We start from the raw sequence: 26,238 nt of genomic DNA on the forward strand, positions 1-26,238 counted from the left end.
TTCAGCTATGGACTCCGAGGTCCGCATCCTGAACCTTCGCACCGGAATTACGGTGCCATGTCTGGTGCACGGTGCGCCGCCAGCGAAGCCCTTGTTGCTGCTGCACGCCTGGGGTGAATCGCGCCGCAGCTTCGACCGGCTGATCCCGCTCCTCGCCAATTTCCGGATTCTGGCCCCCGACCTGCGCGGGCAGGGTGAGGCGGACAAACCAGTTGATGGCTACTCCCTTCAGGAACAGGCCGAGGACGTTGCGGCGATTCTCGACGCCCTGCACTTGACCTCCGCTTCCATCCTGGGCTCCTCCAGCGGCGGCTACGTTGCCCAGCAGCTGGCCGTCAGCCATCCCGAGCGGGTGGACGCACTGGTCCTGGTGGGCGCGCCGCTGACCCTTAACCGCAGGCCGGCGTTTGCTGACGAGGCGGAAGCCCTCACCGGGCCGATTGACGAGGACTGGGTGCGGCAGTCCCTCCTGTGGTTCCAGCTGGGCAGGCCGGTTCCGCAGTGGTACCTGGAGGACCGCGTGCGTGACGGCCTCAGGATGCCCGCACACGTGTGGAAGTCCGCTCTTGCAGGGCTTTACCAGGCCACACCGCCTTTGGACCTGGGAGTAATCCGCGCGCCCACCCTCATCCTGCGGGGTGAGCAGGACGGTCTCCTGCCCCAGGCCGACCACGAAGTACTTGCTGCCCGCATCCCGGGCTCGGTCCTGAAGGTCTACCCCGGCGTCGGCCACGTGGTCCTGTGGGAGGATCCGGAGCGGGTGGCGGAGGACACCAACGCGTTCCTGGGCTAGCTCCGCCGGCCAGCCCGGGGACCGCCGGGGGAGGTGCTTGGTCGGGACCCTCCTGAAGATTTGAGACAATGACATGGTGAACCGAGCATCCTTGGATAAGCGTCCGGACGAAGTAGCCACGATGTTTGACGACGTCGCCCCCAAATACGACGTCGTCAACGATGTCCTGTCCCTGGGGCAGACCCGCCGCTGGCGCAAGATCGTGGTGGACGCGATGGAAACCACCAAGGGTCAGCGCGTTCTGGATCTTGCCGCCGGAACGGGCACGTCCAGCGAGCCGTATGCCGATGCCGGCATAGACGTAGTGGCGTGCGACTTCTCCCTCGGAATGCTCAAGGTGGGCAAGCGCCGCCGGCCGGACATCGACTTCATCGCCGGGGACGCCACCAACCTGCCGTTCGCCGACAACACCTTTGACGCCACCACCATCTCCTTCGGCCTCCGCAACGTCAACGAGCCGAAAAAGGCGCTGCAGGAGATGCTCCGCGTCACCAAGCCCGGCGGCCGCCTGGTCATTGCCGAGTTCTCGCAGCCCGTGGTCCCGCTGTGGCGCACCATGTACACCGAATACCTCATGCGCGCCCTGCCGGCCATCGCCGTCAAGGTCGCCTCCAACCCGGACGCCTACGTCTACCTGGCCGAGTCCATCCGCGCCTGGCCGGACCAGGACCACCTTGCTGCCTGGCTGGAGGAATCGGGCTGGGAGAAAGTCACCTACCGGAACCTCACCGGCGGCATCGTGGCGGTGCACCGTGCGTTCAAGGCCCCCGGGTCAACTTCAGGCGCTCCCGGGGGAACGGCTGCCGCCATCGCCGCGCACAAAGGCCCCGTGGCCAAGCTGCGCCGCAACATCACCCGCTGACCTATGAAGGTACTGATAGTCGGCGCGGGGCCGGCCGGCTCCACTGCCGCGTACTACCTTGCCAAGGCAGGCATCGACGTCACGGTTTTGGAGAAGACCAGCTTCCCGCGCGAGAAGGTTTGCGGCGACGGCCTCACCCCCCGCGCCGTCCGCGAAATCCAGAAACTTGGCCTGCCGCACCCTGAAGATGACGGCTGGCGCCGCAACAAGGGCCTGCGCCTGATCGCCGGGGGCCGGACCATCGAGCTGCCCTGGCCCGAGGTTTCCGACTTTCCGCAGTACGGCCTGATCCGCACGCGGCTGGGTTTCGACGAGGAATTGGCCCGCCACGCCCAGACCGCGGGCGCCGAAATCCTTGAGCGGCACAGCGTTACTGAAGCCCTTCGAAACGACGACGGCCGGGTAACCGGCGTCCGCGCCGCCATCCTTGACGAGGCCGGACGCAAGACGGGGGAGACGCGCGAGTTCAGTGCCGACGTCGTACTCGCCGCCGACGGAAACTCCACCCGCACGGCCGTATCCCTCGGCATCCAAAAGCGCGACGACCGCCCGCTGGGCGTTGCCGTCCGGACCTACTTCACCTCGCCACGCACGGACGATGACTGGATGGAAGGCTGGCTGGAGCTCCCCGGCCGCGACGGCAAGCTGCTGCCGGGCTACGGCTGGGTGTTCGGCGTGGGCGACGGCACCTCCAACGTTGGCCTCGGCATCCTGAACTCCTCCAAGGAATTCGGCAAGCTCGACTACAAGCAGGTTCTCCGCGAGTGGACCGCCGGCATGCCCGCCGACTGGGGCTTCACACCGGACAACCAAGTGGGCGAAATCCGCGGCGCCGCGCTGCCCATGGGCTTCAACCGCACCCCGCACTACTCACCCGGGCTGCTCCTGCTCGGTGATGCCGGCGGAATGGTTTCCCCGTTCAACGGCGAGGGCATCTCCTACGCCATGGAGTCCGCCCGGTTCGCGGCCGAGTTCATCATCGACGCCTCCTCACGCGCTGCCTCCTCAGGCGGAACGTACGACGCCGACGCGCACCTCTCGCGGTACGCGGAGTATGTGCGGGACCAGTGGGGTTCGCACTTCACGCTGGGGCGGGCGTTCGCAGCGCTGATCGGCAAGCCTGCGGTCATGAAGCTCGCGCTGCGCACCGGCATGCCCATCCCGGTGCTGATGCGGTTCGTGGTCCGGCTTTTGGCCAACCTGACGGACCCCTCCGCGAAGGGCTTCGAGGACCGGGTGATCCGAGTTCTGGAGTCGCTGGTCCCGGCCACATCCAATACCCAGTCGGTTTCGAATCAGCGGTATCCGCAACAAAAAGTTAGGGTTAACCAGTGACCAACCCCGCAGACCACAGCTGGACGCACGCCGGACACGGCCTGCCGGACTCCGAACCCAGCCTCAACACCACCGCCATCGCAACGGGTTTGCAGCTGCCCGCGGGCTTCGCTGCCATCGCCGGGGATGCCGAGCTGGGGCCGGCCATCACCAACAACCTGGCACGGGTGGAGAAGAAGCTCCGCGAGGCCATTGCGAACTCGGATCCGCTGGCGGACGCAACGTCGCGCCACCTTGTGGAAGCCGGCGGCAAGCGCATCAGGCCTTTGCTCACCCTGCTGTGCGCCCACCTTGGTGACGCATCGCTTCCGGCCGTGGTGCAGGCCGCCGTCGTGGTGGAACTGACCCACCTGGCCACCCTGTATCACGACGACGTGATGGACTCAGCCCCGTTCCGCCGCGGTGCGCCCACGGCCCACGAAGTGTGGGGCAACTCGGTGGCGGTCCTCACCGGTGACTTGATCTTTGCCCGGGCCTCGATCCTGGTTTCCGAACTCGGTTCACGGGCGTTGGGGATCCAGGCCCGAACCTTCGAGCGGTTGTGCCTGGGCCAGCTGCACGAAACCGTGGGGCCGCGTCCGGACGAGGATCCCGTGGAGCACTACCTTTCCGTCATTGCGGACAAGACCGGTTCGCTGGTTGCGGCATCCGGCCAGCTTGGTGCAATTTTTGCCGAAGCCGATCCCGCCTACGAGTCGGTCCTGGTGGAGTACGGCGAGAAGGTGGGCGTGGCATTCCAGCTTGCCGACGACGTCATCGACGTCACCGGGATCAAGGTCAAGTCGGGCAAGTCACCGGGGACGGACCTGCGGGAAGGCGTTCCCACCCTGCCGGTCTTGCTCCTGCGCCGGGCTGCCGCGGAGGGTGACAGCTCCGCCGTCGAACTTCTCAAGCTCATCGATGGCGACCTGACCTCCGATGAAGCCTTGGCCGAGGCGGTGGCGGCGCTGCGCGGGCACCCGGTGACTGCGGAGTCTTGGGTTGTGGCGCGCGAGTGGGCGAACGAGGCAATTGCCGCGCTTGCACCGCTCCCTGAAGGTGTGGTCAAGGAATCGCTGTCCAACTTCGCGCTGGCTGTGGTGGACCGCGCCAGTTAGTCCTTGTCGTGTGTGGAAGCCCGGCTCCGTGGATGGTGCCGGGCTTTTCTTTAGGGCCCGACCGTGCCTGGTCCTGGCGTTTTAGTTGCTGTCCCAGGGTTAGCCGTTAAACGGGATAGCCCCGGTCCGCAGCAACGATACGAGTCATACGTTGCCGTGAACCGAGGCTATCTCTCCGTTCGCATCAGACCCGCCGGAGGCGTTTAGCGGATCCGTGAATAGTCTATGACAGATTTGTCACAAGATGCAAGTCCTGTGTTACTGAAGGTGTCAAAGACTTTCAAACCACATTGGGGCACATTGCGGCGTCCGCTTGGCTCTTCCGGATGGTGAGCTGGCGCGTCCGTGTCGAAGTGCCCCACGAAGGCGGGCTTGTCCACATAATCAAGGACCACTGTGCCCTTCGCCTCACGGACAGGACACCGTGGAGGCATGGACATTGAAGCTTTCCTCGGCAGGCGCGCGGGCGCAGCGCGCAACTCCACGCTCCGTCAGGCAGGGTTTACCCGAAGCAGCATCGATAAGGCCCTGGCGTCCGGCCGGATAGTGCGCCTGAGGCGGGGCATCTACAGCCTGCCGCAAGAGGCGGGTGTCCTTGGCACGGCGCTGCAGTACAACGCCCTGTTGACCTGCTTGTCGGCTGCACCGACGTATGGGCTGTGGACGGTGCAGAAACCAGAGGCACTACACCTGAGCCCGGGCACAAGAGGACCCCGCCTGGCGCAGTTGCCCACGGGAGGTGTTCACATCCACGCCACCGCTGGCTGCCGATCGCCGGACTGGCGGACGTGCTGATCCATTCCTTGCGGTGCCTGCCGGAGATCGAGGCGTTGGTTATGGTGCAGTGTGCCGCTCAGCGCGGGGACATCACGGTCGAGTTCCTGTGCCGCAAGCTCCCCGGAAACCGTAATGCCCGGGCCAGGGCAGTCCTGGACTATGTGATTCCGAGGGCCGACTCGTTGCTGGAGGTCCTGGCGAACTATCACTTCCGGCGAGCGGGGCTGTATGTCCGCAGGCATGTGGAGGTGCCTGATGTTGGTGAAGTGGACTTCCTTGTGGAGGACTGCCTCGTGGTGGAGACGGACGGCGCAACCCATTTCGAGCCACGTTCCGTAAAGCGGGACCAGCGCCGTAACAACCGCAGCATCATCGATGGCTACTTGGTCCTCCGCTACTACTACGACGACGTTGTCCACGCACCAGAGGTCATGGTCTCCGAGGTGCAGGCAGTGCTGAAACTATGGCGAGGCGGGCGGTATCCGGCTGGTCCTGCCAATGGTGTTGACCTGTTTGCGTAGTTTTCAGTGTCGGCAATGGAGCCAGCCGGCGGGAAATCAAGGGGCCAGCCTAGCGCTTGGCTTATAAATCACGCATTTTGGCCCGAGGCCGGTCGGGGCGGCAGGAAACCTCAGCCTTCCTCGTCCTCGAAGGCCCACTCGAACATGTCGAACACGAACTCCGAGAACGTGCCTTCTTCGGACTTCCACTGGCCGCGGGCGTTGTTGCGGCGGTACACAATGGGGTCCGGGACGCTGAGGTCGCCTACGCGGAAGCCCCAGGTGTATTCCTCTTCTTCATCCTCGAGGAACATCAGGAAGCCTTCGTCGTCGACTTCGAGCTCGTCGGGATCCCAGAAGTAGTGGTAGGCCTCCATCAGGTCCTCGCAGCCGCCGATGGCCAGATAGAATTCGCGGAGGACCAGGGGAATCTGGAATTGGTGGTCGGCCAGGGCCTTGTCCAGCTCCTCGGGAGACAGCCCGTCCTCTTCCTGCCATTCGTCTTCGAGATACTTCGGAACAAGCGCACGGAATTTCTCGAGGAACATGTCAGTCATGGTTCATATCCTAGCTAATCGCGGGCCCGCGATTCGCCGCTGTCAACCCATGCACGGTGCCATCCGTTGACGGCCAGCGGGATGTACCAGGAGCGCCGCCAGGCAACCACCCGGAAGGCAAAAACGAGGGCGGCCACCACACAAGCGGTCACCGCATTAAAGGATCCGGTGACCCACAGCACCGCGGTCAGGGCGGCCCCGGTGAAGGCCGGCAGCGCGTAGAGGTCCCGGGAGTTGAACAGTTGGGGCACCTCGTTTGCTGTGATGTCGCGCAACAGGCCCCCGCCTACCGCTGTGGTAACGCCCAGCAGGACGGCCGCAACAGGATTGACGCCGAAAGAGAGCGCCTTCAGTGTGCCTGTGATGCAGAACAAGGCCAGCCCGCCGGCGTCGAACAGGACCAGCAGTGACGTGAAGCGTTCCACGCTGGAAAACAGGAAGTATACCAGGAAGGTGGCCAGCATCGGCGGGACGAGATATGCGGGATTGCTGAAGGCCGCGGGGGGCGTCGCGCCGAGGATGATGTCGCGGATAACCCCGCCGCCCAGGGAAACGAGGGAGGCCAGCAGGAGCGAACCCACAATGTCGAACTGCTTCCGCGCGGCCAGGAGGGATCCCGAGACAGCGAAGAAGAAGACACCTACCAGGTCCAGCCACACCAGGGCGATGTCAAAAGGGAATGTCATTGAGCGTCCCGGCGGTTTCAAAGAGGGCGGACAGGGCGGCTCCAACGTTACGCTAGCCCCTATGAACAGCCCCATCATGATCGCCTGCGCCCATGGGACATCCAGCACACAAGGCGCCTCAGAGGTCAACGCACTGCGCGACGCCATTGCAGCGCTCCGCCCGGGCCTCGACGTCCGCGAAGCCTACGTGGATGTCCAGCAGCCGGACCTGGTGGACGTCGTGGCGGGCCTGCCGGAGGGGGAGTCCGCGGTGGTGGTGCCGCTTCTGCTGAGTGTTGGCTACCACGTGAAGGTGGACATCGCGCGGGCTGTGAAGAGCCGTTCGGGCAGTGCGGCCGCCGCCCCGCTCGGACCGGATCCGCGCCTCGCCGCGCTGCTCGACCAGCGCCTGCGCGAAGCCGGCGTGACGGACCGCGACGTGATTGTCCTGGCCGCCGCCGGCTCGTCCAACCCCAAGGCGGCCGTGAGTGTCGAGGAGCTGCTGGGCCAGCTCCAGGAGCTGCGGCCCAACCGGATGGTCGCCGCCTATGGGGCCTCTGCCAAGCCGTCCGTGCCCGACGCCGTCGCGATGCTTCGCGAGGAGCTGGAAGGGGGTGCCGGGGCAGGGGCGTCGGCAGGGGCTGTCGACGTCGGCGGGCGGGTGGTGATTGCCTCCTACCTCCTGGCGCCTGGCTACTTCCACGACCAACTCGCCAAGGCGGGAGCCGACCTCGTGACGGAACCGCTGCTGCCGTCGCCGGTGCTCGCCGAGATCGCGCTGGAAAGGTACGACGCCGCCGTCGCGAAGGCCCGCGAAACCGCGGCCGAAAAAGCGGCGGAGCCACCAGCTGAGGTGCCTGCCAGCGAGCCCGCCGCAGCGCCCGCAGAAGCCGGGCCAGATGCACAGCAGGGTGGCTTCTTCAAGGCCGTCCGGCGTTTCGTGACGAAATATTTCCCTAGGTGACTTAGCGTTTCCGGGCCTTTGTGACGCTATTCGGGCGGGACCTACAGTCGATGCATGACTGATACAGCTCTAGCCGGAGCGTCCGCGGACACCGCCGCCCCGAAGCGCCCGGCCCGCACGTCCCGACCCGCCGCGAAGCCGCACGGGCAGTGGAAAGTGGACGGCAAGACGCCGCTGAACGCCAACGAAACCTGGAAACAGGAAGACGACGGCCTTAACGTGCGCGAGCGTATCGAGTCCATTTACTCCAAAGAGGGCTTCGACGCCATCCCCGGCCAGGACCTGCACGGCCGGTTCCGCTGGTGGGGCCTGTACACCCAGCGCAAGCCCGGGATCGACGGCGGCAAGACAGCAACCCTTGAGCCGCACGAGCTCGAGGACAAGTACTTCATGCTCCGCGTGCGGATCGACGGCGGAGCGCTCACCACCGAGCAGCTGCGCGTCATCGGGCAGATTTCCGTTGATTTCGCACGGGACTCTGCCGACCTTACGGACCGCCAGAACATTCAGCTGCACTGGATCCGCGTGGAGGACATCCCCGAGATCTGGACCCGCCTGGAAGCTGTTGGCCTCTCCACCACCGAGGCCTGCGGCGACGTACCGCGCGTCATCCTCGGTTCGCCCGTGGCCGGCATCGCCAAGGACGAGATCATCGACCCCACCCCGCTGATCGAGGAGCTGGGGGAGCGGTTCATCGGCAACCCGCTGCTGTCCAACCTGCCGCGCAAATACAAGACCGCCATCACCGGCCACCCCAGCCAGGACGTGGTCCACGAGATCAACGACTTCGCCCTGGTGGGTGTCCGCCACCCCGAACTGGGGATCGGCTACGACCTCTGGGCCGGCGGCGCGCTGTCCACCAACCCGATGCTCGGGAAGCGGCTGGGCGCCTTCGTGAAGCCGGAACAGGCCGCGGATGTTTGGCTCGGCGTCACCAGCATCTTCCGCGACTACGGCTACCGGCGCATGCGCACCAAGGCCCGCCTGAAGTTCCTGATGGCCGACTGGGGTCCGGAGAAGTTCCGCCAGATCCTCGAGGACGAGTACCTGGGCTACAAGCTGGCCGACGGTCCCGCCGCGCCCAAGCCCACCACTCCGGGTGACCACATCGGTATCCACGAGCAGAAGGACGGCAAGTTCTTCATCGGTGCCACTCCGCTGGCCGGCCGCCTGTCCGGCGCGAGCCTGGTCAAGCTCGCGGACACCCTCGAAGCCCGCGGTTCCTACCGGCTGCGCACCACCCCGCACCAGAAGCTGGTGGTCCTGGACGTTGAGAAGGACCAAGTGGAGCCGCTGGTGGCCGAGCTGGATGCGCTGGGCCTGTCCGCCCGCCCGTCCGTGTTCCGCCGCGGCACCATCGCCTGCACCGGCATCGAGTACTGCAAGCTGGCCATCGTGGAGACCAAGCACACGGCCGCAACCGCCGTGGCCGAGCTGGAACGCCGCCTGGCCGACCTCGCCGAATCCGGCCAACTGCCGCACGCGCTGTCCCTGCACATCAACGGCTGCCCCAACTCCTGCGCCCGCATCCAGACCGCGGACATCGGCCTCAAGGGCATGATGCTGCCCACGCCCGACGGCGACCCGTCCCCGGGCTTCCAGGTCCACCTGGGCGGCGGACTGGCATCCAACGAGCGCGAGGAAGCAGGCCTGGGACGCACCGTCCGCGGCCTCAAGGTCTATGTCGACGACCTGCCCGACTATGTGGAGCGCGTGGTCCGCACGTTCGTGGCCCAGCGCGCCGAGGGCCAGACCTTCGCAGAGTGGGCTCACGCAGCAGACGAGGAGGCACTCCAGTGAGTAAGCACGCACTTGGAGTAGACCCGGTGGTTGCGCCGGCTGTTGCATCAGCACAGGTTGAGGCGACCGTGGCTGAACTCGCGCCCGCTCCGAAGCTCCGCTCGAAGGAAGAGCTGAAGGCCCTTGCCGAAGCCGGTGCTGCCGAGCTCGGCTGGGACGCCCCGGCCCGCGACGTCATCGCCTGGGTGGAGCGCAACTTCGACCTGCCCGCGGTCGCCGTCGCATGCTCCATGGCTGACGCCGTCCTGCCCGCCCTGGTCGCGGACCAGCTGCCCGGCGTCGACGTCCTGTTCCTGGAGACCGGCTACCACTTCCCGGAAACCTACGCCACGCGTGACGAGGTGGCCGCAAACCTCCGCGTCAACGTGGTGGACGTTCTCCCCGAAAACACCGTAGAGCAGCAGGACCGGCTCCTGGGCAAGGACCTCTTTGCCCGCGATGCCGCCCGGTGCTGCGCCCTTCGCAAGGTGGCTCCGCTGCGCCGCACCCTGTCCGGCTACGAACTCTGGTTCACCGGCGTCCGCCGCGACGAGGCACCCACCCGTACCAACACCCCGCTGGTGACCTGGGACGAGGCCAACGGCCTGGTCAAGGTCAACCCGGTGGCTGCTTGGACGTTCGACCAGCTGGTCCAGTACTCGGACGACAACCTCCTGCCCGTCAACCCGCTGCTTTCCCAGGGTTACCCCTCCATTGGCTGCCAGCCCTGCACGCGGAAGGTGGCGCCGGGCGACGACCCCCGCGCCGGCCGCTGGGCAGGCTCCGACAAGACAGAATGCGGACTACACGTATGAGCACTTTCCTAACCGAGGAGACTACCCAGGTGACTGACTCCGCCGTCTCCACCCGACTGAGCAGCCTGGACACCCTCGAGTCCGAGGCCATCCACATCATCCGCGAGGTTGTTGCCGAGTTCGAGAAGCCCGCGCTGCTGTTCTCCGGCGGCAAGGACTCCGTGGTGATGCTCCACCTGGCCACCAAGGCATTCTGGCCGGGCAAGGTTCCGTTCCCCGTGCTGCACGTGGACACCGGGCACAACTTCCCCGAGGTCATCGACTTCCGCGACCGCACCGTGGAGCGCCTGGGCCTGAAGCTCGTGGTCGGCTCCGTGCAGGAGTTCATCGACCGCGGCGAACTGGCCGAGCGTGCCGACGGCACCCGCAACCCGCTGCAGACCGTCCCGCTGCTGGACGCCATCCAGCAGAACAAGTTCGACGCCGTCTTCGGCGGCGGCCGCCGTGACGAGGACAAGGCCCGGGCGAAGGAGCGCATCCTGAGCCTGCGCGACGAGTTCGGCCAGTGGGACCCGCGCAACCAGCGCCCCGAGCTGTGGAACCTCTACAACGGCCGCCACACGGTGGGCCAGCACGTCCGTGCGTTCCCCATCAGCAACTGGACCGAGCTGGACATCTGGCGCTACATCGAGCGAGAGAACATCGAACTGCCTGGCCTGTACTACGCCCACGAGCGCGAGGTCTTCGCCCGCGACGGCATGTGGCGCGCAGTGGGCGAGGTATCCCAGCCGCTGCCGCATGAGGACGTCATCACCAGGACCGTCCGTTACCGCACCGTGGGGGACATGTCCTGCACCGGCGCCGTGGAGTCGGACGCGTACACCGTGTCCGATGTTGTGGTTGAAGTCGCCGCCTCCACCCTGACCGAACGTGGCGCCACTCGTGCAGATGACCGCATCTCCGAGGCAGCCATGGAAGACCGCAAGAAGGACGGGTATTTCTAATGACCACCGAAGCAGTTCTCCCGGCGGACCTGGAGACAGCCCTGCCTACGACCCTCTTCCGGTTCGCTACCGCAGGATCGGTCGACGACGGCAAGTCCACGTTGGTGGGCCGCCTCCTTCACGATTCCAAGGCCATCCTGGCTGACACGCTTGATGCCGTTGCCCGCACCTCAGCCGACCGCGGCTTTGGCGGCGACAAGGGCGGCATCGACCTTGCCCTGCTGACCGATGGCCTGCGTGCCGAGCGCGAACAGGGCATCACCATCGACGTGGCCTACCGCTACTTCGCCACGGACCGCCGCAGCTTCATCCTGGCCGACTGCCCCGGGCACGTTCAGTACACCAAGAACACGGTGACCGGCGCGTCCACAGCGGATGCCGTCGTCGTACTCATTGACGCCCGCAAGGGTGTCCTGGAGCAGACCCGCCGGCACCTGTCCGTACTGCAGCTGCTGCGCGTGGCGCACGTGATCGTGGCCGTCAACAAGATCGACCTGGTGGACTTCAGCGAGTCCGTGTTCCGCGAGATCGAAGCCGACGTGCAGCAGGTGGGCCGCGAGCTGGGCCTCGGTTCCGATGGCATCACCGACCTGCTGGTCATCCCCGTTTCGGCGCTCGACGGCGACAACGTGGTGGACCGCTCCGAGCGGACTCCCTGGTACACCGGACCCGCGCTGCTCGAGGTGCTCGAGACCCTTCCGGCCGCTGACGAGCTGGAAAGCCACCTGGAGAGCTTCCGCTTCCCGGTGCAGCTGGTCATCCGGCCGCAGGGTGCACTGGCTCCCGACGCCGTCGCAGCCGGCCTGGATGCGGAGGCCTACCGCGACTACCGCGCGTACGCCGGCCAGATCACCGAAGGCTCGGTCAAGGTGGGGGACAAGGTCTCCGTCCTGACTCCCGGCCAGGACCCGCGCACCACCACGGTGGTAGGCATCGACTTCGCCGGCGCCTCGCTGGAGGAAGCCGCGGCACCGCAGTCCGTCGCCATCCGCCTGGCAGAGGAATTCGACGTCGCCCGCGGTGACACCATCGCCGCCGCCGGCACCGTCCGCGAAGCATCCGCGGACCTGTACGCCTCGCTCTGCTGGCTGTCCCCGAAGCCGCTCCGCGAGGGCCAGAAGGTGCTGGTCAAGCACGGCACCCGCACGGTCCAGGCGCTGGTCCGCAACGTTGGCGGCAAGCTGGACCTGGCCTCCTTCAAGCTGGAGCCCGCGTCCACGCTGGAACTGAACGACATCGGCCACGCGCAGCTCCGGCTCGCCGCGCCGCTGCCGCTGGAGAACTACCTGCACCACCGCCGCACCGGCGCCTTCCTGGTGATCGATCCGCTGGACGGCAACACGCTGGCCGCCGGCCTGGTCAAGGACCACCCGGGCGACCACGAGGACGAGCGCTACAGCATCTAGGCTCGGCCAAATCGCCGGAACGGTGCGTGGTAGCCGTAGCGCTACGGCTACCACGCACCGTTCCGGCGATTTCGCGGTTAACGGCTGGCTTACCTGTTCACGTACCAGCGGGGGGCGTTGTCCGGGTCGGCCGCGTACTCCGCCACTTCGGCGCGAGGCCGGCTGATGATGATCTCAGTCTGGACGTTCACCATGGTTGCGTCTCCTTGTTGGGGGTGGGGCTCCGGTCCGCTGGGCGGGTGGGGTTAGCCTAGGAACCACGTTAGTCCTCAGCCGTGAGTGGGAGGCCCTGTATGGAAACCATCAACAGCAAGCTGCTCAACTGGGCTTCAATCCTGGACGGCCAAACGCGGGAGCAGGCCGTGATGACGTCCACGCTCCCGTTCATCTATCCGCACCTGGCGCTGATGCCCGACGCGCACCTGGGCAAGGGCGCCACCGTGGGCTCGGTCATCCCCACGCTGCACGCGATCATCCCGGCGGCCGTGGGGGTGGACATCGGCTGCGGCATGATCGCCGTCCGGACCCAGTATTCGTTGAAAGACCTGCCGAAGGACCGTAAAAAGCTCCGCGAAGACATCGAGCGCGTCATTCCGCTGTCCGCCGGGCACAACAACAAAAAAGTGCTCCCGACGGCGGAGCCCCGGATCGCGGAACTGAAGGAACTGGCGGCAAAGGCGGGCTTCAACCCCGCCCAGTACGTTGCGAAGTGGGAGCTGCAGCTGGGCTCGCTGGGCTCGGGCAACCACTTCATTGAAGTTTGCGCAGACGAGGCCGACGACGTCTGGCTGTTCCTGCACTCCGGCTCGCGCGGCATTGGCAACAAGATCGCCCAGCACCACATCGGCGTCGCCCAGCTCGTCTCCCGGAAGAACCAGATTCACCTGCCCCACCCGGACCTGGCCTACCTCGATGAGGGCACGCCGCAGTTCGACCGGTATATCGCGGAGCTCCGCTGGGCCCAGCACTTCGCCCTGCTGAACCGGGAGGAAATGATGGACCGCGTCAGCACGCAGTTCGGCAACTGGGTGGGCGGCCCGGTGCAGGAACGCGAGCGGATCAATTGCCACCACAACTTCACGCAGCAGGAGACGCACTACGGCAGGTCCCTCTGGGTATCCCGGAAGGGGGCCATCAAAGCCGCGCCGGGCGATCCCGGACTCATTCCCGGTTCCATGGGGACGGCGTCGTACGTTGTGGAAGGACGCGGCAACCCAGCATCCCTGAACTCTTCACCGCACGGGGCAGGTCGGGAGTACTCCCGCAACGCTGCCCGCAAGACGTTCTCCCTCGAGGAGCTGAAGAAGGCCATGCGGGGCATCGAGTTCCGTGCCTCCGAAGCGTTCATCGACGAGATCCCGGCTGCGTACAAGTCGATTGACCAGGTGATGCAGGACGCCGCCGACCTCGTCACGGTCCGGCACAAACTTCGGCAGTTGATCAACGTCAAAGGCAACTGACGTGGGTGGACCGGTCTGTCCTGCTGGTAAGGGTCAGGACGCTTCAACGGCCGGCGCTGTTGCCCGCGCCCGTGTGGATTCGAGGGAAAAGTGCCTCCGGGAGGAAGTAGGAGAACTTATTTCAGCCAAGGTCCGGTTTCTGTTTAAGGGTCGCCTGCAGCAGGTACGTCGTTTGGCGGCCACACTGTTTGATCCGTCGGAGGTGCTCCGCAGCCAGGTGCGGCAGTGCAATGGCAGGGTCATTCTCACGGGTTTCGTTGCGAAGGGCACGTTCCAGGTTGATGGCCATCTCGGCAAGGCGTTCAGCGCCCACCATCTGGCTGGATGTCTTGAGGCTTAACACCGCGTCCATTGCTCCCCGGAAGTCCCCGGTTGTCAGCGTCTGCCGCAGCCGTTCAATCCGTTCGGGCAGGCACCCGATGAAGTTCTGCACGAATACCCTCCAGACTCCCTCATCGCCTTCCAGCTCCTCGCGAAGCCTTTCCAGCACGGCTGGATCAAGGAGGGGCGCGTAGCCGTCGCCCTGGGTCACTGTTGCCCCCCGCGGCTAGCCCGCCCGCCGGGCAGGGCCCAGTGACACAACCCTCGCCTGCATCGCTCGATACCCATGACGTGCCCCTGAAAGTCAAAACACCTATGTGCCTCCCAGCAGGACTTTGAATGCACGCTACGTGGCGGGGGATGGCGAGGCACGAGTAGTGAGTACTCGAATCTCATGGGATAGGGAAATCCCGGCTCACAAGTGGTGGGACGCCGTCGTCGAAATATGACGCTAAATGAACCCGCGTGACCCCCCGTTTCCGCTTCATTGAACGGCTTTCGGCCACTCCCTATGGTGAAACAATGACTAGTTCCAAGCCCGGGATGACCCGCATTGTGGCAGGCGAAAGCCCGGTCCCCAAGCGCAGGCGTGCCATCGAGGCTGCCCTGGCTGTTGGGCTGGTCCTGCTGATCGTCGTGGGGGCAGTGGTGGCATCCACCGTCTCGCGTAACACTGAGGCGCAGGCTGTTGAACCCACGCCCGCGGCGGACCTGAAGCTGGGATATTTTGGCAACGTCACGCACGCGCCCGCACTGGTAGGCATCAAGGAAGGCTTCCTGGCTGAAGCCCTGGGCGATACCGCCCTCAGCACTGAAACTTTTAATGCCGGGCCGGCGGCCATCGAGGCGCTGAATGCGGGCGCCATCGATGCTGCCTATATCGGTCCCAATCCGGCGATCAACTCCTTCGTGAAGAGCCAGGGCGAGTCGGTCAGGATCGTGGCCGGAGCTGCTGCCGGAGGTGCCCAGCTGGTGGTCAGGCCTGGGATCACATCCGCGGCGGACCTCAGGGGCAAGACGCTCGCGTCGCCGCAGCTCGGCGGCACGCAGGATGTGGCCCTCCGCGCCTGGCTTGCGGACCAGGGCTACAAAACCGATGTCGACGGCAGCGGCGACGTCGCCATCAACCCCACCGAGAACGCCCAGACACTGAAGCTGTTCCAGGACGGAAAGCTCGACGGCGCGTGGTTGCCCGAGCCTTGGGCGTCCAGGCTGGTGCTCCAGGCCGGAGCGAAGGTGCTGGTGGACGAAAAGGACCTGTGGGATGGCAGCAGCACCGGCAAGCCGGGCGAGTTCCCCACGACGGTCCTGATCGTGAACCAGAAGTTCGCGGCCGACCACCCGGATACGGTGAAGGCGCTGCTGGCGGGCCACGCAAAGTCCGTCGCCTGGCTGAACGAAGCACCGGCCGGGCAGAAGGCTTCCGTCGTCAACGCGGCACTGCAGGAGTCAGCAGGCGCAGCCCTGGCCGACGACGTCCTCGCACGGTCCCTGGCCAACATTACCTTCACCCTTGACCCGCTGGCCGGAAGCTACCCCCGGCTGCTGCAGGACGGCGTGGAGGCCGGCACCACCAAACAGGCCGACATCAACGGCCTTTTCGATCTTCGCCCGCTCAACGACGTCATCGCCGGCGGCGGCACCCAACGGATCCCGGCTGCCGGCCTCGGCCGGGACTGACCCCTTCCATCACTACCTAAGGACGGCACCATGCCAGTCGTACTGGAACATCTGGGCAAGCGCTTCGGCGACGGCGCCCCGGTACTGGACGACGTCAACGCCAACATCGGCAAGGGCGAGTTCGTTGCCCTCCTCGGTGCCTCCGGCTGCGGCAAATCCACCCTGCTGAACATCATGGCGGGACTGGAGGCGCCGACGTCGGGCGCCCTCGAAGTGCCCAGCGACGGTGCTGCCTTTATGTTCCAGGACGCGGCACTGTTTCCCTGGCTCACCGCCCGGGAGAACATTGAGCTGGCCCTGAAGCTCCGCGGCGTTGGCAAGGCCGAGCGCAAGGCCAAGGCACAGGAGCTTCTCGAACTGGTGCACCTTGGCGCCGCGGGGGACAAGCGCCCGCACGAGCTGTCCGGCGGCATGCGCCAGCGTGTGTCCCTGGCCCGGTCGCTGGCACAGGACCGGCAGCTGCTCCTCATGGACGAGCCGTTCGCCGCCCTCGACGCCATCACCCGCGACCTGCTGCATGACGAGCTCGAGCGCATCTGGAAGGAAACCGGGCGCACCATCGTCTTCGTGACCCACAACGTCCGTGAGGCCGTGCGCCTGGGCCAGCGTGTGCTGCTGCTGTCCTCCCGCCCCGGCCGCGTTGTCCAGGAATGGGCAGTCACCGAGGAACACCGGACCGACGCCGGGCTTGCCGGCCAGCTGACCGGGGTCATCACTGCCCGGCTGCGTGAGGAGATTCGCCGCCATGCCAAGTAAGTCCCTGTCGGGCTCCGCGCCCGATGCCGCCCCCGCCCCTTCGCCGGACGGCTTCCGTCCTGCGGACGAAGCGTCCGGCTCCGACAGCAGCATCGGACTTCCCAATGCTCGCAAGCTCGCATCGGGCCCCTCGTCCGATGCTTTAGATGCCACCACGGAAACCCGGCACGTCCATGCCGCTTTAACAAGAAGTTCGACGGGCAGAGAGGACCTGCGGGAACTGGAATCCGGCCTTGACTCGCTGCAGTCGGACGCCGACCGCAAGCACCGGATCGACTGGAGCCGCGTGCTCCTGCCCATCGCGGCCCTGGTGGTCCTGGTGCTCATCTGGCAGTTCTACGTCTCGCTCGGAGTGAAGCGCCGCGACCTGGTGCCCGGCCCCATGGATGTGGTGACGCAGATGGGCGTCCTCTGGAACGAGGGCAAACTTCAGGAAGCCGTCTGGACCTCCATGCAGCGGGGGCTGGTTGGCTTCGTGATCAGTGTGGCCATCGCTACTCCCGTTGGCCTGTTGCTGGCCCAGGTGGCTCCGCTGCGCCGTGCTTTCGGTCCACTGATTTCCGGCCTTCAGGTGCTGCCCTCGGTGGCGTGGGTGCCTGCCGCCATTATCTGGTTCGGCCTCACTGACGCCACCGTGTACTTCGTCATCTTTATGGGCGCCATTCCGTCCATCATCAACGGACTCATCTCCGGGGTGGACCAGATCCCGCCGCAGTACCGGCGCGTGGGAACGGTCCTGGGTGCCTCCCGGCTGGAGATGGCGCTGCAGATCATCCTTCCCGCCGCGCTGCCTGGATACCTGGGCGGGCTCAAGCAGGGCTGGGCCTTCTCCTGGCGCTCACTTATGGCCGCGGAAATCATCGCAGTGGGCGGAACCATCGGGTTCGGCCTCGGCTCCTTGCTCGACCAGGGCCGCATCCTGTCCGACATGACCGTGGTGATGTCGGCAATCCTGCTGATCCTGGCAGTCGGCATCCTGATCGAACTGCTGGTGTTCGGCCCGATCGAGAAGCGCCTCCTGCGCAGCCGCGGCCTGCTCTCCGGCAGCACGCGCTAGCCCGCACCTACAAAACCGCAAGCAAAGCTCGACGGCGACTCCCGCCGTCGGGCTTTGCTGTGTTTCCGTTCCTGCCAGTACCCAACCGGGGCACTTTGGCACGGACACGCCGCTAATGGCGCCTGTTCCGGCTTCAACACCCGCCAATGTCCCCCACGACGGCGGCAAACCGGTATGTGACGCAGCATTACCTTGCGTGAACTGGTGTTGCTCGGCCTTTGTTGGCGATTGTGACGCGGCCCTACCGTTGATTCATGGCAATTCAGGATATCTACCCCACAGCGTTGCGGTTGCTCGGCCGCCCCGTGCTGGTGGTCGGCGGCGGCCCGGTGGCAGCACGCCGCGCCAAGGGTCTGCTCGATGCCGGTGCCCAGGTCACCGTCGTGGCGCCGGTTGCCTCCGCCGCGCTCCGGGAGCTCGCTGATGCCGGCCTCCTCACCTGGGAGCCGCGCACCTACGCTTCCGCCGACGTCGACGGCGTCTGGTTCGTCCAGACGGCCACCGGCGATTCCGCAGTGGACGCCCAGGTCTCTGCGGACGCCGAGGCGCAGCGCATCTGGTGCGTCAACGCCTCCGACCATGAAGCCTCCGCCGCCTGGACCCCCGCCGTCGCCGAGGTGGACGACATCAAGATCGCCGTGAACGCCGGGGGAGACCCGCGCCGCGCCATGGCCGTCCGCGACGCCGTCGCCACCGCGCTCGAAACCGGAGACCTGCCGCTGCGTCGCCGCCGGGCGTCTGCTGGAAGCGTTGCCCTCGTAGGCGGTGGCCCCGGCGACACCGGCCTCATCACCGTCCGCGGCCGCCGCCTCCTGGGCCAGGCCGACGTCGTGGTGGCAGACCGCCTGGGTCCCCGCGAACTCCTGAACGAACTGGCCCCCGATGTCCGCGTGATCGAGGTGGGCAAGACCCCCGGCCACCACCCCGTGCCGCAGTCAGAGATCAACCGCATCCTCGTCGAGGAAGCCCTGAAAGGCCACCGCGTGGTCCGGCTCAAGGGCGGCGACCCGTACGTCCTGGGCCGCGGCGGGGAAGAAGCCGAGTACTGCCGGCAGCACGGCGTCGAGGTCGAAGTGGTCTCCGGCGTCACGTCCGCAATTTCCGTTCCCGCCGCCGCCGGCATCCCCGTTACGCACCGCGGCCTGGCCAAAGGCTTCAGCGTTGTGACCGGCCATGAGGAACTGTCCGAAGTTCCGGCCCGCCCGGACCACACCGTGGTGCTGCTGATGGGTGTAGGCCAGCTGCGCGAATCGGCGTCCGCTCTGGGCAAAGCCGGTCTGCCCGGTAACACCCCGGTTGGTATTGTGGAAAACGGCTATTTGCCGAACCAGCGCGTCACCATCGGCACGCTCGGTTCCATTGCGGACCAGGCGGAAGCCGCCGGCGTCGCAAACCCGGCAGTCATTGTCATCGGCGACGTGGTGCGCGTGAGCCCATTTGCGCCATCGCACTTCAAAACCACCGACTACAGCACCATCACCCCGAACAAGCCCCGAGTCCTCACCAGCTAGCCCACCAACCCAACTGGGTAGCGCCAAGTGTCGTTATGAGCCCTCAGTACGACAGTTAGCGCTACCTAGTTGGGACGGACCGAAGAAAAGGAACACAGCCGTGTCATCAAGCACCACCGTAGGTTCTGCCGAACGCCCGCTGCGCGTCGCCGTCGTGGGCTCCGGCCCGGCAGGCGTCTACGCCGCGGACATCCTCACCAAGAGCGAAGCCGTCAAGAGCGGCGAGCTGACCGTGAGCATCGACCTCTTTGACCGCTACCCGGCACCCTACGGACTGATCCGCTACGGCGTGGCCCCGGACCACCCCCGCATCAAGGGCATCGTCAACGCCCTGCACAAGGTCCTGGACCGCGGCGACATCCGCTTCTTCGGCAACGTGGACTACGGCACCGACCTCACCATCGAGGACCTCCGCACCCACTACGACGCCGTCATCTTCGCCACCGGCGCCATCAAGGACGCGGACCTGAACATCCCCGGCATCGAACTGGACGGCTCCTACGGCGGCGCCGACTTCGTCTCCTGGTACGACGGCCACCCGGACGTCCCGCGCGAATGGCCGCTGGAAGCCAAGGAAATCGCCGTGATCGGCAACGGCAACGTGGCCCTGGACGTGGCCCGCGTCCTGTCCAAGCACGCCGACGACCTGCTGGTCTCCGAAATCCCGGACAACGTCTACGCAGGCCTGAAGGCCTCGCCCGTCACCGACGTGCACGTCTTTGGCCGCCGCGGCCCGGCCCAGGTTAAGTTCACCCCGCTGGAACTGCGCGAGCTGTCCCACTCCAAGGACGTGGACATCATCCTGTACCCGGAGGACTTCGAGTTCGACGAGGAATCCGACCGCCAGATCCAGACGAACAACCAGACCAAGACCATGGTGGGCACGCTCACCAACTGGATCGCCGAGCAGCCGGAGGACCTTTCCGAGCTTAAGGCTTCCCGCCGCCTGCACCTGCACTTCCTGCACAGCCCGGTGGAGATCTATGACGACGCCGAGACGCCGGGCAAGGTGGCCGGCATCAAGTTCGAGCGCACCGAGCTGGACGGCACGGGCAATGCCCGCGGCACCGGCGAGTTCGTGGAGTACCCGGTCCAGGCCGTGTACCGCGCCATCGGCTACTTCGGGTCAGCCCTGCCGGAGATCGAGTTCGACCACACGAAGGGTGTCATCCCGAACGACGGCGGCCGCGTCCTGGATGCCGCCGGCACCCACGTGCCGGGCATCTACGCCACGGGCTGGATCAAGCGCGGACCGGTCGGTCTGATCGGCCACACCAAGGGCGACGCCCTCGAGACCGTGACGTACCTGCTGGAAGACCGCGAAAACCTGCCCGTGGCTGCCGTTCCCGAGGCGGACGCCGTCGTCGAACTCCTTGACGGCCGTGGCGTGAAGTTCACCAGCTGGGAAGGCTGGCTGGCACTGGACGCCCACGAGCTCGCCCTCGGCGCTGCTGCCACCGAGGCCGGCGGTTCGCACGGGGTTGAGGTCAAGCGCGAGCGCATCAAGGTGGTGCCGCGCGAGGACATGGTTGCCATCTCCCGCGACGGCGTGGCCGCTCAGGTCTAGGACACCGCAAGCAAGGCGAGGTCACTTCGCGCCCATCCCCACGGGATTAGGGCCGCGATGTGACCCCGCGTCCGCCCCTCACCTCGCAAGCTCGGTCAGGGAACCCTGCGGACGCGGCTCCACGCGTTGCATGGTTTAGCGGCCGGCCCCGCCGGCCGCCATCAGCTCCAGGCGCTTGAGCGTCTCGCGGTTCCGTACCGTGATCATCGGGTCCCGCATCACCTTGGGCACCTTCTTGCCCGGCCCGCGGATCGCGTCTTCCGCAATGGTGACAAGGCATTGGGATCCCTGGTCCTGGAGCGTGATCACGATCCTCGCTTCGCCCATCGGCCAGCCGCGCGCCACCAGTTCCAGTGACTTTCCGGGTTCGACGGCGGTTACCCGGGTGCTGTCGTTGATGAGCAGCGGCCAAGCGCCCACGGAGTGATGCAGGCGCGCTCCGGCCTGGGGCCAGGTGTCATCCACGGCGCGAATCCGGGACGCGCCCACCACCCAGCCGGAGTACAGCCAGCCGTCGGCAATGACCCGCCAGACGTCGGCGGCAGGGGTGTTGAACAGCTGGGACACGGTGGACATGGTGTTCCTTCCTGGGGTGGCTGGGCTGCTGTGGTTCCCCTTTGGAGGGGGAGCGGCGGCAGAATGCGCGACGGCGGGCGGCGGGGTTTGCTGCGCCGCCTGGTAGGAGCGCTCCCGCAGGCGACGGGTCCAGTCGTAGGCCTGTGCGCCCGGCGGCTGGTTCTCGAGCGGATTGAAGCGCAGGGGAGTGTCGGCCGGCTCCGGGGAGGCGCGCAGCCGGAGTTCGCCGCACTGCCGCCACGGCCCCGCAGGCTTGGCCCAATACAGCCCCAGTACCCACTCGCCATCGGTGATCGACCCCGCCGGCAGGCTTAAGCTCCGAAGCCCCAGCAGCACGGGACCCTTCCGTCCCCGGTAGGGCATCAATGTGGTGAAGGTGGCCGAGGAGACGTCGAGCCGGGGCTGGAGCAGGAACCTCCCGGGAAGCTGCCAGCCGGTGGAGGCGAAGAGGATGTCGGCAGCGCCGTCCGGGCCGCTGCCGTCAGAACCGCCGCCGGCAGCACCGCCGTCCGCGCCGGCGTCGAGCGTTGTGCCGGAAACGGAGTTCCGGGACGGCGTCACCCGGAGTGCCAGGCCCAGAACGTCCGGAAGCGTCTGAGGCAGCCCGGCCGAACGCGAAAACCGGGCCACAACGGGGTCAATGCCGGGAGCGTCGAGCCAATCCAGGCCGCTCGGCTCGCCGGAAGTCCCGGTCCTGGTCACTTTTCCGGCAAGGCCACGTCCCTTGGGATGGATAGGACGGTCGGGGCGGGCCACTTTGAGGAGCCGGAACAGGGCAGCAAAAGCCCGGCCCGCCGTATCCGTGACGGCAGGGGCAACCTCCCTCGGCATGCCGCCGTCGGCCGTTTGGTCCCTCAGCAACTGCTGCGTCATGCTTCCTTCCTACCCACATCGAGGGGGAACTACATGCGTCCGAACCGGGACCGGATCAGGGCGAATATTCCATAAGCGATGAAACCTGCCCCGATGGCGACCAGCACATAGGGACCGAACGGGTGGTCCTGCAGGGCTTTGAGGCCGCCGTCGAGTCCCGTGGACTCCTCCGGACTGTGCTTGGCGGCGGCAATCACAAAGAGCAGGCCGGTGAGGCCCAGGGCGGCCCCCTTGGAAATGTGGCCGGTGACGCCAAGGGTGTCGATCAGCCGCCCGCGCCGGGTGCCGTCAAAGTGGAAGAGCTCTTCCTTGAACCCGCGTCGCACGCCCTTGAACACAAAATAGATGCCGATCCCGATGATCGTCAGGCCCAGCGCCACCAGCGCCCACAGTCCCAGCGGTGTGGCCATCAGCGAGGCGCTGAAGTCTTTCGTGCTTTCACTCGAATCCCCTCGCAGTCCCACGGCAAAACCGGCGAAGCTGAGCCCAACGCTGCTGTATGCGATGGCAAGGAATCCCGACGAGATCAGCTTCGAAACGCGGTCCTTGCGGGGCAGCCGGCGAGCCCGCAGGGTTGCCTCGCTTGCCTGCCACAGCCCCAACCCGATGCATGCCGCGACACACACCCACATCACTAGCGGACCCCAAGGGTTGGCGGCCAGTTGCTCGATGGCGCCCGTAGGTTCCGCTTCACCCGGCTGGCCGAAGGCCACGGCGATGGCAATTGCACCGATAATGACGTGCAGCAGAGCCATCACGGCGAACCCCGTCCGGGCAAGGACATCCAGGGCGGGGTGGTTGGAGGCCTCCTCGACGGCGTCCGCGGCCTGGCTGATGGTGGAGTCGCTGTCCGACATTGCTCAGCCGTTCATGGGCCCTTCGGCACGAATCTTCTCCGCACCGGGTCCTTCGACGTGAACGGTGCAACGCACCACCAGCTTTCCGGGGGCGTTGTCCAGCTCCACCAGGGAATCGTCCGCGCTCAACACCGTGAAGACCTCCGAGCCTGACACGACGGCCACCCCCTTGGCTTTCGCGGTGTCCCTGGCATTCCCGAATGCCTCGCGCTGAAGCCCTTCCACGTAGTTGTCGTCATCTTCACGGGCGGAGTCCCCGAAGGCCCAGCCGAACAAACTGCCTGTAGTTCCCATGGCGACGATATTACGCGGTCTGCCCGCGCAAGACGGGCTTTCGTAACATTAGTAAGTGTGCTTACCATGGGCGGACCATGACCTCAATGGGACACGGCAAGTGAAGTCCGCAGGCGCGGCACCTCAACCAGTTCAACGTTAGGAATGCACATCATGGCAGGAAATCTCATTGCCCGGTCAGTTCACGATCTGACGGCAGCAGCGTGGTTCGGTGGATCTTTGATGGGTGCCATCGGCCTGAACGGTGCAGCGGCGGCGGCCAAGGATCCGTCCGAGCGCACCCGCCTCTCCAGTGCCGGATGGATGAAATGGGCACCGTTCCAGACGGCAGCCTTTGCCTCGCACCTGGTGGCGGACCTCGCCATCGCCTGGGAGAACAAAGAGCGCATCGCCAAGCAGGACGGTGTGGCCAGGGATACCGTGATCAAGACCGCGGTGACGGTGGCTGGCGCAGCAGTGACCCTCTACTCAGGAATCCTGGGCAAGAAGGTTGAAAAGCTTGCTGCCGAGGGCGCCGAGGGTGCCACCGAGCCGCGCCCCGATGCTTCGGACGAGTTGAAGGCCGCCCAGCAGCAGCTCAAGATGTTGCAGTGGGTCATCCCCGCATTCGCGGGGCTGGTGGTCATCCTGGGCGCCAAGCATGGCGAGATGCAGCGTCCCAAGAATGTGTTCGCAGGCCTGCAGCGCTAACCCATAACGCACGACGACGGTCCGGCACCCAGGTGCCGGACCGTCGTCGTATGTGTGGGTGGTTGCCGCCCGGGGGCCGGCTAGACCGGCTGGCTGTTCGGGGGCGGCAGGTCCGGGTTCATGTCCTCGAGTTTCGGATCCTCCGCCGTCCACACCTGGATGATGGCCCAGGCGACGGCGGCCAGCGGCACGGACAGCACGGCACCTACGATGCCGGCCAGGATGGTTCCGGCGGTCAGCGCCATGAGGATCACCAGGGCGTGCAGCTGCAGCGATTTGCCCATCACGATCGGCTGCAGGAGGTCGCCTTCGAGCTGGTTGACCGCGATGACCACGGCCACCACGATCAAGGCCACCACGGGACCGTTGGCCACCAGTGCCACCAGGGCAGCGAGGATCCCGGCAACAGTGGCGCCCACCAGCGGCACGAAGGCGCCGATAAAGACGATGAGTGCCAGGGGGATGGCCAGCGGAACCTGCAGGATCAGCAGTGCGGCCCCAATGGCTACTGTGTCCACCAGTGCCACGATCGCCGTGCCGCGGACGTAGCCGCCAAGCACCTCAAGGGTGCGCTTGCCCACCCGGCGCAGTTTGGCCTCGCGTTCCCCGCTGAACGGGCGGAGGAAGAAATTCCAGATCTTGGCGCCATCCTTCAGGAAGAAGAACAGGATGATGATCACGAGGCTGGCCCCGGCGATGAATTCGGTCACCACGGACAGCCCGGTGATGGCGCCGGAACGGACCTGGCTGCTGGTGGCGAACTGCACGATGCCCTCGCGGGCCTGGTCCAGTTGCGCCTGTTCGATGGGTATGGGCCCGGTGAGCAGGAACCTTTCCAGTTCGTCCAGCCCGGATGCAGCCTGCTGGGCCAGTTCGCCCCACTGGTTGCGGACGGAGTAGTAGATAACTGTGCCAACGCCACCCAGCACCAGAAGCAGCCCGATGAAAGCGATGCCGGTTGCCAGCCCGCCCCGCAGCCCACGGCGGCGAAGCATGTTCACGAATGGGCCGATGGCCGCCGCCAGGATCAGCGCAATCAGGATCGGTATCACCAGGAGCTTGATCTGCATCAAGGCGTACACCGACACCACGGCGACGGTCAGGATCAGCAGGACCTGCGCGGAGCGGATGCCCACCCGGCCCAGTCCGTCTGCCCACAGTGCGCTGGGGGGCTTGGGTTCCTGTTTTCGCGCAGCGGTTGCCTGGGCCTGCTGCAGGGCTGACCCGGCGGCAGGTGACGGTTGCGGGGTGTCGCTGCCTGGCCCGTGGTCGGCCACGCGTATTGCTCGCGCCATGGGGACTCCTCATCTCGGCGGGTGCCCTGGCGCAGTGTGCACGGCAGGGATTACTACCTTTGTCAGATAGTAAGCCTACTGACTGATTAAGGAAGGGCGAAACCCCGAAGCGTCATCGAACTACGCGGCGAGCCACTCGGCGCAGGAGTTAAGGTTTGCGTTGACGGTGGCAACGGCGGCGTCCTCGTCCCGCTGCTCAATGGCCGCCAGCAGGACGTCATGTCCCTCGTGCTGGAGCCCGTCGAATCCCGGCCGGCGCAGTTGCTTGAGCAAATCCTCGTGGACCACGGCACCGAAGCTCACGTACAGCTCGTGCAGCAGGGGATTGCCCGATGCCTGCGCCACCCGCTCATGGAAACCCCAGTCCGCCCGCGCCCAGGCCTCGTAGTCCTCCGAGTTCCAGGCTTCATTCCTGTCGGTGAGGAGAACACGCAGGGCTGCAACGTCGTCGGCTGTGGCATTCCGCGCCGCCAGCCGGGCGGCCTGGGTGTCCAGGCCGAGCCGGACTTCCAGGATGTGGGCCTCTGTGTGGTCCTGGTACATGCGGCGGGCAGCGCCGGAGATCTCGCTGGTTGCGCGGACGTATGTGCCATCGCCGCGGCGGACTTCCAGCATGCCGCTGTGGGCGAGCGCCTTGATTGCCTCGCGGAGGGTGCCGCGCGAGACGCCCAGGTCAGCCATCAGTCCGGTTTCGGACGGGATGCGCTGGTGGAGGGGCCACTCGCCGGAGTGGATCATGGTCCGCAGCTTCGCGGTGACTTCGTCCGCGAGCGGCGGGCGGGATGAAGGGCTCAGTGCCATGGCGGC

General features: G+C 66.2%; 26 protein-coding genes. 18 read left to right on the forward strand and 8 right to left on the reverse strand.

Going from position 1 to position 26,238, the window contains the following annotated elements; all coding sequences use genetic code 11:
- Positions 1-7 precede the first annotated feature (7 nt).
- From M8J71_RS12130 to M8J71_RS12155, 6 genes are all read left to right on the forward strand, one after another.
- The gene (locus tag M8J71_RS12130) at positions 8-793 is read left to right on the forward strand and encodes an alpha/beta fold hydrolase (protein ID WP_256248155.1); all 786 of its coding nucleotides are present in this window, start codon (positions 8-10) and stop codon (positions 791-793) included.
- 76 nt (positions 794-869) lie between these two features.
- The gene (locus tag M8J71_RS12135; RefSeq protein WP_256248985.1) at positions 870-1,655 is read left to right on the forward strand and encodes a demethylmenaquinone methyltransferase; all 786 of its coding nucleotides are present in this window, start codon (positions 870-872) and stop codon (positions 1,653-1,655) included.
- A 3-nt stretch (positions 1,656-1,658) separates the two neighbouring features.
- Positions 1,659-2,990, forward strand: coding sequence for a geranylgeranyl reductase family protein (locus M8J71_RS12140; protein WP_256248156.1), 1,332 nt, complete (start codon positions 1,659-1,661; stop codon positions 2,988-2,990).
- A complete protein-coding gene (locus tag M8J71_RS12145; protein ID WP_256248157.1) occupies positions 2,987-4,087 on the forward strand; it encodes a polyprenyl synthetase family protein in 1,101 nt (366 codons plus the stop codon). Before M8J71_RS12140 ends, M8J71_RS12145 begins: the two co-directional genes overlap by 4 nt.
- Before the next feature lie 432 nt (positions 4,088-4,519).
- Positions 4,520-4,882: a type IV toxin-antitoxin system AbiEi family antitoxin domain-containing protein gene (locus M8J71_RS12150; protein ID WP_256248158.1), complete on the forward strand. Its 363-nt coding sequence runs from the start codon at positions 4,520-4,522 to the stop codon at positions 4,880-4,882.
- Positions 4,876-5,385 carry an endonuclease domain-containing protein gene (locus M8J71_RS12155; RefSeq protein ID WP_256248159.1) on the forward strand — a complete coding sequence of 170 codons (510 nt, stop codon included), beginning with the start codon at positions 4,876-4,878 and terminating at the stop codon, positions 5,383-5,385. Before M8J71_RS12150 ends, M8J71_RS12155 begins: the two co-directional genes overlap by 7 nt.
- 110 nt (positions 5,386-5,495) lie before the next feature.
- Here M8J71_RS12155 and M8J71_RS12160 read toward each other — a convergent pair whose 3' ends face one another.
- Positions 5,496-5,921: an SMI1/KNR4 family protein gene (locus M8J71_RS12160; RefSeq protein ID WP_163161658.1), complete on the reverse strand. Its 426-nt coding sequence runs from the start codon at positions 5,919-5,921 to the stop codon at positions 5,496-5,498.
- 14 nt (positions 5,922-5,935) lie between these two features.
- A complete protein-coding gene (locus M8J71_RS12165) occupies positions 5,936-6,607 on the reverse strand; it encodes a trimeric intracellular cation channel family protein (protein ID WP_256248160.1) in 672 nt (223 codons plus the stop codon).
- A gap of 61 nt (positions 6,608-6,668) precedes the next feature.
- On the opposite strand from M8J71_RS12165, the gene M8J71_RS12170 reads away from it, so the two are divergent.
- The 6 genes from M8J71_RS12170 (at position 6,669) to M8J71_RS12195 (ending at position 13,954) form a co-directional block, all read left to right on the forward strand.
- A complete protein-coding gene (locus M8J71_RS12170; protein WP_256248161.1) occupies positions 6,669-7,550 on the forward strand; it encodes a sirohydrochlorin chelatase in 882 nt (293 codons plus the stop codon).
- 54 nt (positions 7,551-7,604) lie between these two features.
- A complete protein-coding gene (locus M8J71_RS12175; RefSeq protein ID WP_256248162.1) occupies positions 7,605-9,350 on the forward strand; it encodes a nitrite/sulfite reductase in 1,746 nt (581 codons plus the stop codon).
- On the forward strand, positions 9,347-10,144 hold the full coding sequence (locus M8J71_RS12180) for a phosphoadenylyl-sulfate reductase (protein ID WP_374114844.1): 798 nt from the start codon (positions 9,347-9,349) through the stop codon (positions 10,142-10,144). The genes M8J71_RS12175 and M8J71_RS12180 overlap by 4 nt, the downstream gene beginning before the upstream one ends.
- Positions 10,141-11,088 carry a sulfate adenylyltransferase subunit CysD gene (gene cysD / locus M8J71_RS12185; RefSeq protein WP_256248163.1) on the forward strand — a complete coding sequence of 316 codons (948 nt, stop codon included), beginning with the start codon at positions 10,141-10,143 and terminating at the stop codon, positions 11,086-11,088. Before M8J71_RS12180 ends, cysD begins: the two co-directional genes overlap by 4 nt.
- Entirely contained in the window at positions 11,088-12,494 is a 1,407-nt protein-coding gene (locus M8J71_RS12190; RefSeq protein ID WP_256248164.1) for a sulfate adenylyltransferase subunit 1, read from the forward strand. The genes cysD and M8J71_RS12190 overlap by 1 nt, the downstream gene beginning before the upstream one ends.
- Before the next feature lie 293 nt (positions 12,495-12,787).
- The gene (locus M8J71_RS12195) at positions 12,788-13,954 is read left to right on the forward strand and encodes an RtcB family protein (protein ID WP_256248165.1); all 1,167 of its coding nucleotides are present in this window, start codon (positions 12,788-12,790) and stop codon (positions 13,952-13,954) included.
- A gap of 121 nt (positions 13,955-14,075) precedes the next feature.
- Here M8J71_RS12195 and M8J71_RS12200 read toward each other — a convergent pair whose 3' ends face one another.
- Positions 14,076-14,486: an Hpt domain-containing protein gene (locus tag M8J71_RS12200; protein WP_256248166.1), complete on the reverse strand. Its 411-nt coding sequence runs from the start codon at positions 14,484-14,486 to the stop codon at positions 14,076-14,078.
- 332 nt (positions 14,487-14,818) lie between these two features.
- Between M8J71_RS12200 and M8J71_RS12205 the strand changes: the two genes are divergently transcribed.
- The 5 genes from M8J71_RS12205 (at position 14,819) to M8J71_RS12225 (ending at position 20,846) form a co-directional block, all read left to right on the forward strand.
- A complete protein-coding gene (locus tag M8J71_RS12205) occupies positions 14,819-15,955 on the forward strand; it encodes an ABC transporter substrate-binding protein (RefSeq protein WP_256248987.1) in 1,137 nt (378 codons plus the stop codon).
- Between the two features lie 30 nt (positions 15,956-15,985).
- Positions 15,986-16,711: an ABC transporter ATP-binding protein gene (locus M8J71_RS12210; protein WP_256248167.1), complete on the forward strand. Its 726-nt coding sequence runs from the start codon at positions 15,986-15,988 to the stop codon at positions 16,709-16,711.
- The gene (locus M8J71_RS12215) at positions 16,701-17,768 is read left to right on the forward strand and encodes an ABC transporter permease (RefSeq protein ID WP_256248168.1); all 1,068 of its coding nucleotides are present in this window, start codon (positions 16,701-16,703) and stop codon (positions 17,766-17,768) included. The genes M8J71_RS12210 and M8J71_RS12215 overlap by 11 nt, the downstream gene beginning before the upstream one ends.
- A 254-nt stretch (positions 17,769-18,022) precedes the next feature.
- Positions 18,023-19,279, forward strand: coding sequence for a uroporphyrinogen-III C-methyltransferase (gene cobA, locus M8J71_RS12220; RefSeq protein ID WP_256248169.1), 1,257 nt, complete (start codon positions 18,023-18,025; stop codon positions 19,277-19,279).
- Between the two features lie 100 nt (positions 19,280-19,379).
- The gene (locus tag M8J71_RS12225; protein ID WP_256248170.1) at positions 19,380-20,846 is read left to right on the forward strand and encodes an FAD-dependent oxidoreductase; all 1,467 of its coding nucleotides are present in this window, start codon (positions 19,380-19,382) and stop codon (positions 20,844-20,846) included.
- Between the two features lie 135 nt (positions 20,847-20,981).
- Here the strand turns inward: M8J71_RS12225 and M8J71_RS12230 are convergent, their stop codons facing one another.
- The 3 genes from M8J71_RS12230 to M8J71_RS12240 are packed head-to-tail and all read right to left on the reverse strand — an operon-like array spanning position 20,982 to position 23,446.
- Positions 20,982-22,295 carry an SRPBCC family protein gene (locus M8J71_RS12230; RefSeq protein ID WP_256248171.1) on the reverse strand — a complete coding sequence of 438 codons (1,314 nt, stop codon included), beginning with the start codon at positions 22,293-22,295 and terminating at the stop codon, positions 20,982-20,984.
- 29 nt (positions 22,296-22,324) lie between these two features.
- Complete coding sequence (locus M8J71_RS12235) at positions 22,325-23,152, reverse strand: DUF1206 domain-containing protein (RefSeq protein ID WP_256248172.1); 828 nt, start codon at positions 23,150-23,152, stop codon at positions 22,325-22,327.
- 3 nt (positions 23,153-23,155) lie between these two features.
- The gene (locus M8J71_RS12240; RefSeq protein WP_256248173.1) at positions 23,156-23,446 is read right to left on the reverse strand and encodes a hypothetical protein; all 291 of its coding nucleotides are present in this window, start codon (positions 23,444-23,446) and stop codon (positions 23,156-23,158) included.
- A gap of 153 nt (positions 23,447-23,599) precedes the next feature.
- Between M8J71_RS12240 and M8J71_RS12245 the strand changes: the two genes are divergently transcribed.
- The gene (locus M8J71_RS12245; protein ID WP_256248174.1) at positions 23,600-24,136 is read left to right on the forward strand and encodes a hypothetical protein; all 537 of its coding nucleotides are present in this window, start codon (positions 23,600-23,602) and stop codon (positions 24,134-24,136) included.
- Positions 24,137-24,216: 80 nt separating this feature from the next.
- Here the strand turns inward: M8J71_RS12245 and M8J71_RS12250 are convergent, their stop codons facing one another.
- Together M8J71_RS12250 and M8J71_RS12255 are read right to left on the reverse strand one after the other, a co-directional pair.
- Positions 24,217-25,431, reverse strand: coding sequence for an AI-2E family transporter (locus tag M8J71_RS12250; RefSeq protein ID WP_256248175.1), 1,215 nt, complete (start codon positions 25,429-25,431; stop codon positions 24,217-24,219).
- A gap of 120 nt (positions 25,432-25,551) precedes the next feature.
- Complete coding sequence (locus M8J71_RS12255) at positions 25,552-26,232, reverse strand: FadR/GntR family transcriptional regulator (RefSeq protein WP_256248177.1); 681 nt, start codon at positions 26,230-26,232, stop codon at positions 25,552-25,554.
- Positions 26,233-26,238 lie beyond the last annotated feature (6 nt).

It is taken from the genome of Pseudarthrobacter sp. R1, assembly GCF_024494415.1.
Lineage (GTDB): Bacteria > Actinomycetota > Actinomycetes > Actinomycetales > Micrococcaceae > Arthrobacter.

Coding starts and splice junctions, on each gene's coding strand:
- M8J71_RS12130 (WP_256248155.1), top strand. CDS start 8: ATGGACTCCGAGGTCCGCATCCTGAACCTTCGCACCGGAATTACGGTG.
- M8J71_RS12140 (WP_256248156.1), top strand. CDS start 1,659: ATGAAGGTACTGATAGTCGGCGCGGGGCCGGCCGGCTCCACTGCCGCG.
- M8J71_RS12150 (WP_256248158.1), top strand. CDS start 4,520: ATGGACATTGAAGCTTTCCTCGGCAGGCGCGCGGGCGCAGCGCGCAAC.
- M8J71_RS12160 (WP_163161658.1), bottom strand. CDS start 5,921: ATGACTGACATGTTCCTCGAGAAATTCCGTGCGCTTGTTCCGAAGTAT.
- M8J71_RS12165 (WP_256248160.1), bottom strand. CDS start 6,607: ATGACATTCCCTTTTGACATCGCCCTGGTGTGGCTGGACCTGGTAGGT.
- M8J71_RS12170 (WP_256248161.1), top strand. CDS start 6,669: ATGAACAGCCCCATCATGATCGCCTGCGCCCATGGGACATCCAGCACA.
- M8J71_RS12175 (WP_256248162.1), top strand. CDS start 7,605: ATGACTGATACAGCTCTAGCCGGAGCGTCCGCGGACACCGCCGCCCCG.
- cysD (WP_256248163.1), top strand. CDS start 10,141: ATGAGCACTTTCCTAACCGAGGAGACTACCCAGGTGACTGACTCCGCC.
- M8J71_RS12190 (WP_256248164.1), top strand. CDS start 11,088: ATGACCACCGAAGCAGTTCTCCCGGCGGACCTGGAGACAGCCCTGCCT.
- M8J71_RS12195 (WP_256248165.1), top strand. CDS start 12,788: ATGGAAACCATCAACAGCAAGCTGCTCAACTGGGCTTCAATCCTGGAC.
- M8J71_RS12205 (WP_256248987.1), top strand. CDS start 14,819: ATGACCCGCATTGTGGCAGGCGAAAGCCCGGTCCCCAAGCGCAGGCGT.
- M8J71_RS12210 (WP_256248167.1), top strand. CDS start 15,986: ATGCCAGTCGTACTGGAACATCTGGGCAAGCGCTTCGGCGACGGCGCC.
- M8J71_RS12215 (WP_256248168.1), top strand. CDS start 16,701: ATGCCAAGTAAGTCCCTGTCGGGCTCCGCGCCCGATGCCGCCCCCGCC.
- cobA (WP_256248169.1), top strand. CDS start 18,023: ATGGCAATTCAGGATATCTACCCCACAGCGTTGCGGTTGCTCGGCCGC.
- M8J71_RS12230 (WP_256248171.1), bottom strand. CDS start 22,295: ATGACGCAGCAGTTGCTGAGGGACCAAACGGCCGACGGCGGCATGCCG.
- M8J71_RS12235 (WP_256248172.1), bottom strand. CDS start 23,152: ATGTCGGACAGCGACTCCACCATCAGCCAGGCCGCGGACGCCGTCGAG.
- M8J71_RS12240 (WP_256248173.1), bottom strand. CDS start 23,446: ATGGGAACTACAGGCAGTTTGTTCGGCTGGGCCTTCGGGGACTCCGCC.
- M8J71_RS12245 (WP_256248174.1), top strand. CDS start 23,600: ATGGCAGGAAATCTCATTGCCCGGTCAGTTCACGATCTGACGGCAGCA.
- M8J71_RS12250 (WP_256248175.1), bottom strand. CDS start 25,431: ATGGCGCGAGCAATACGCGTGGCCGACCACGGGCCAGGCAGCGACACC.
- M8J71_RS12255 (WP_256248177.1), bottom strand. CDS start 26,232: ATGGCACTGAGCCCTTCATCCCGCCCGCCGCTCGCGGACGAAGTCACC.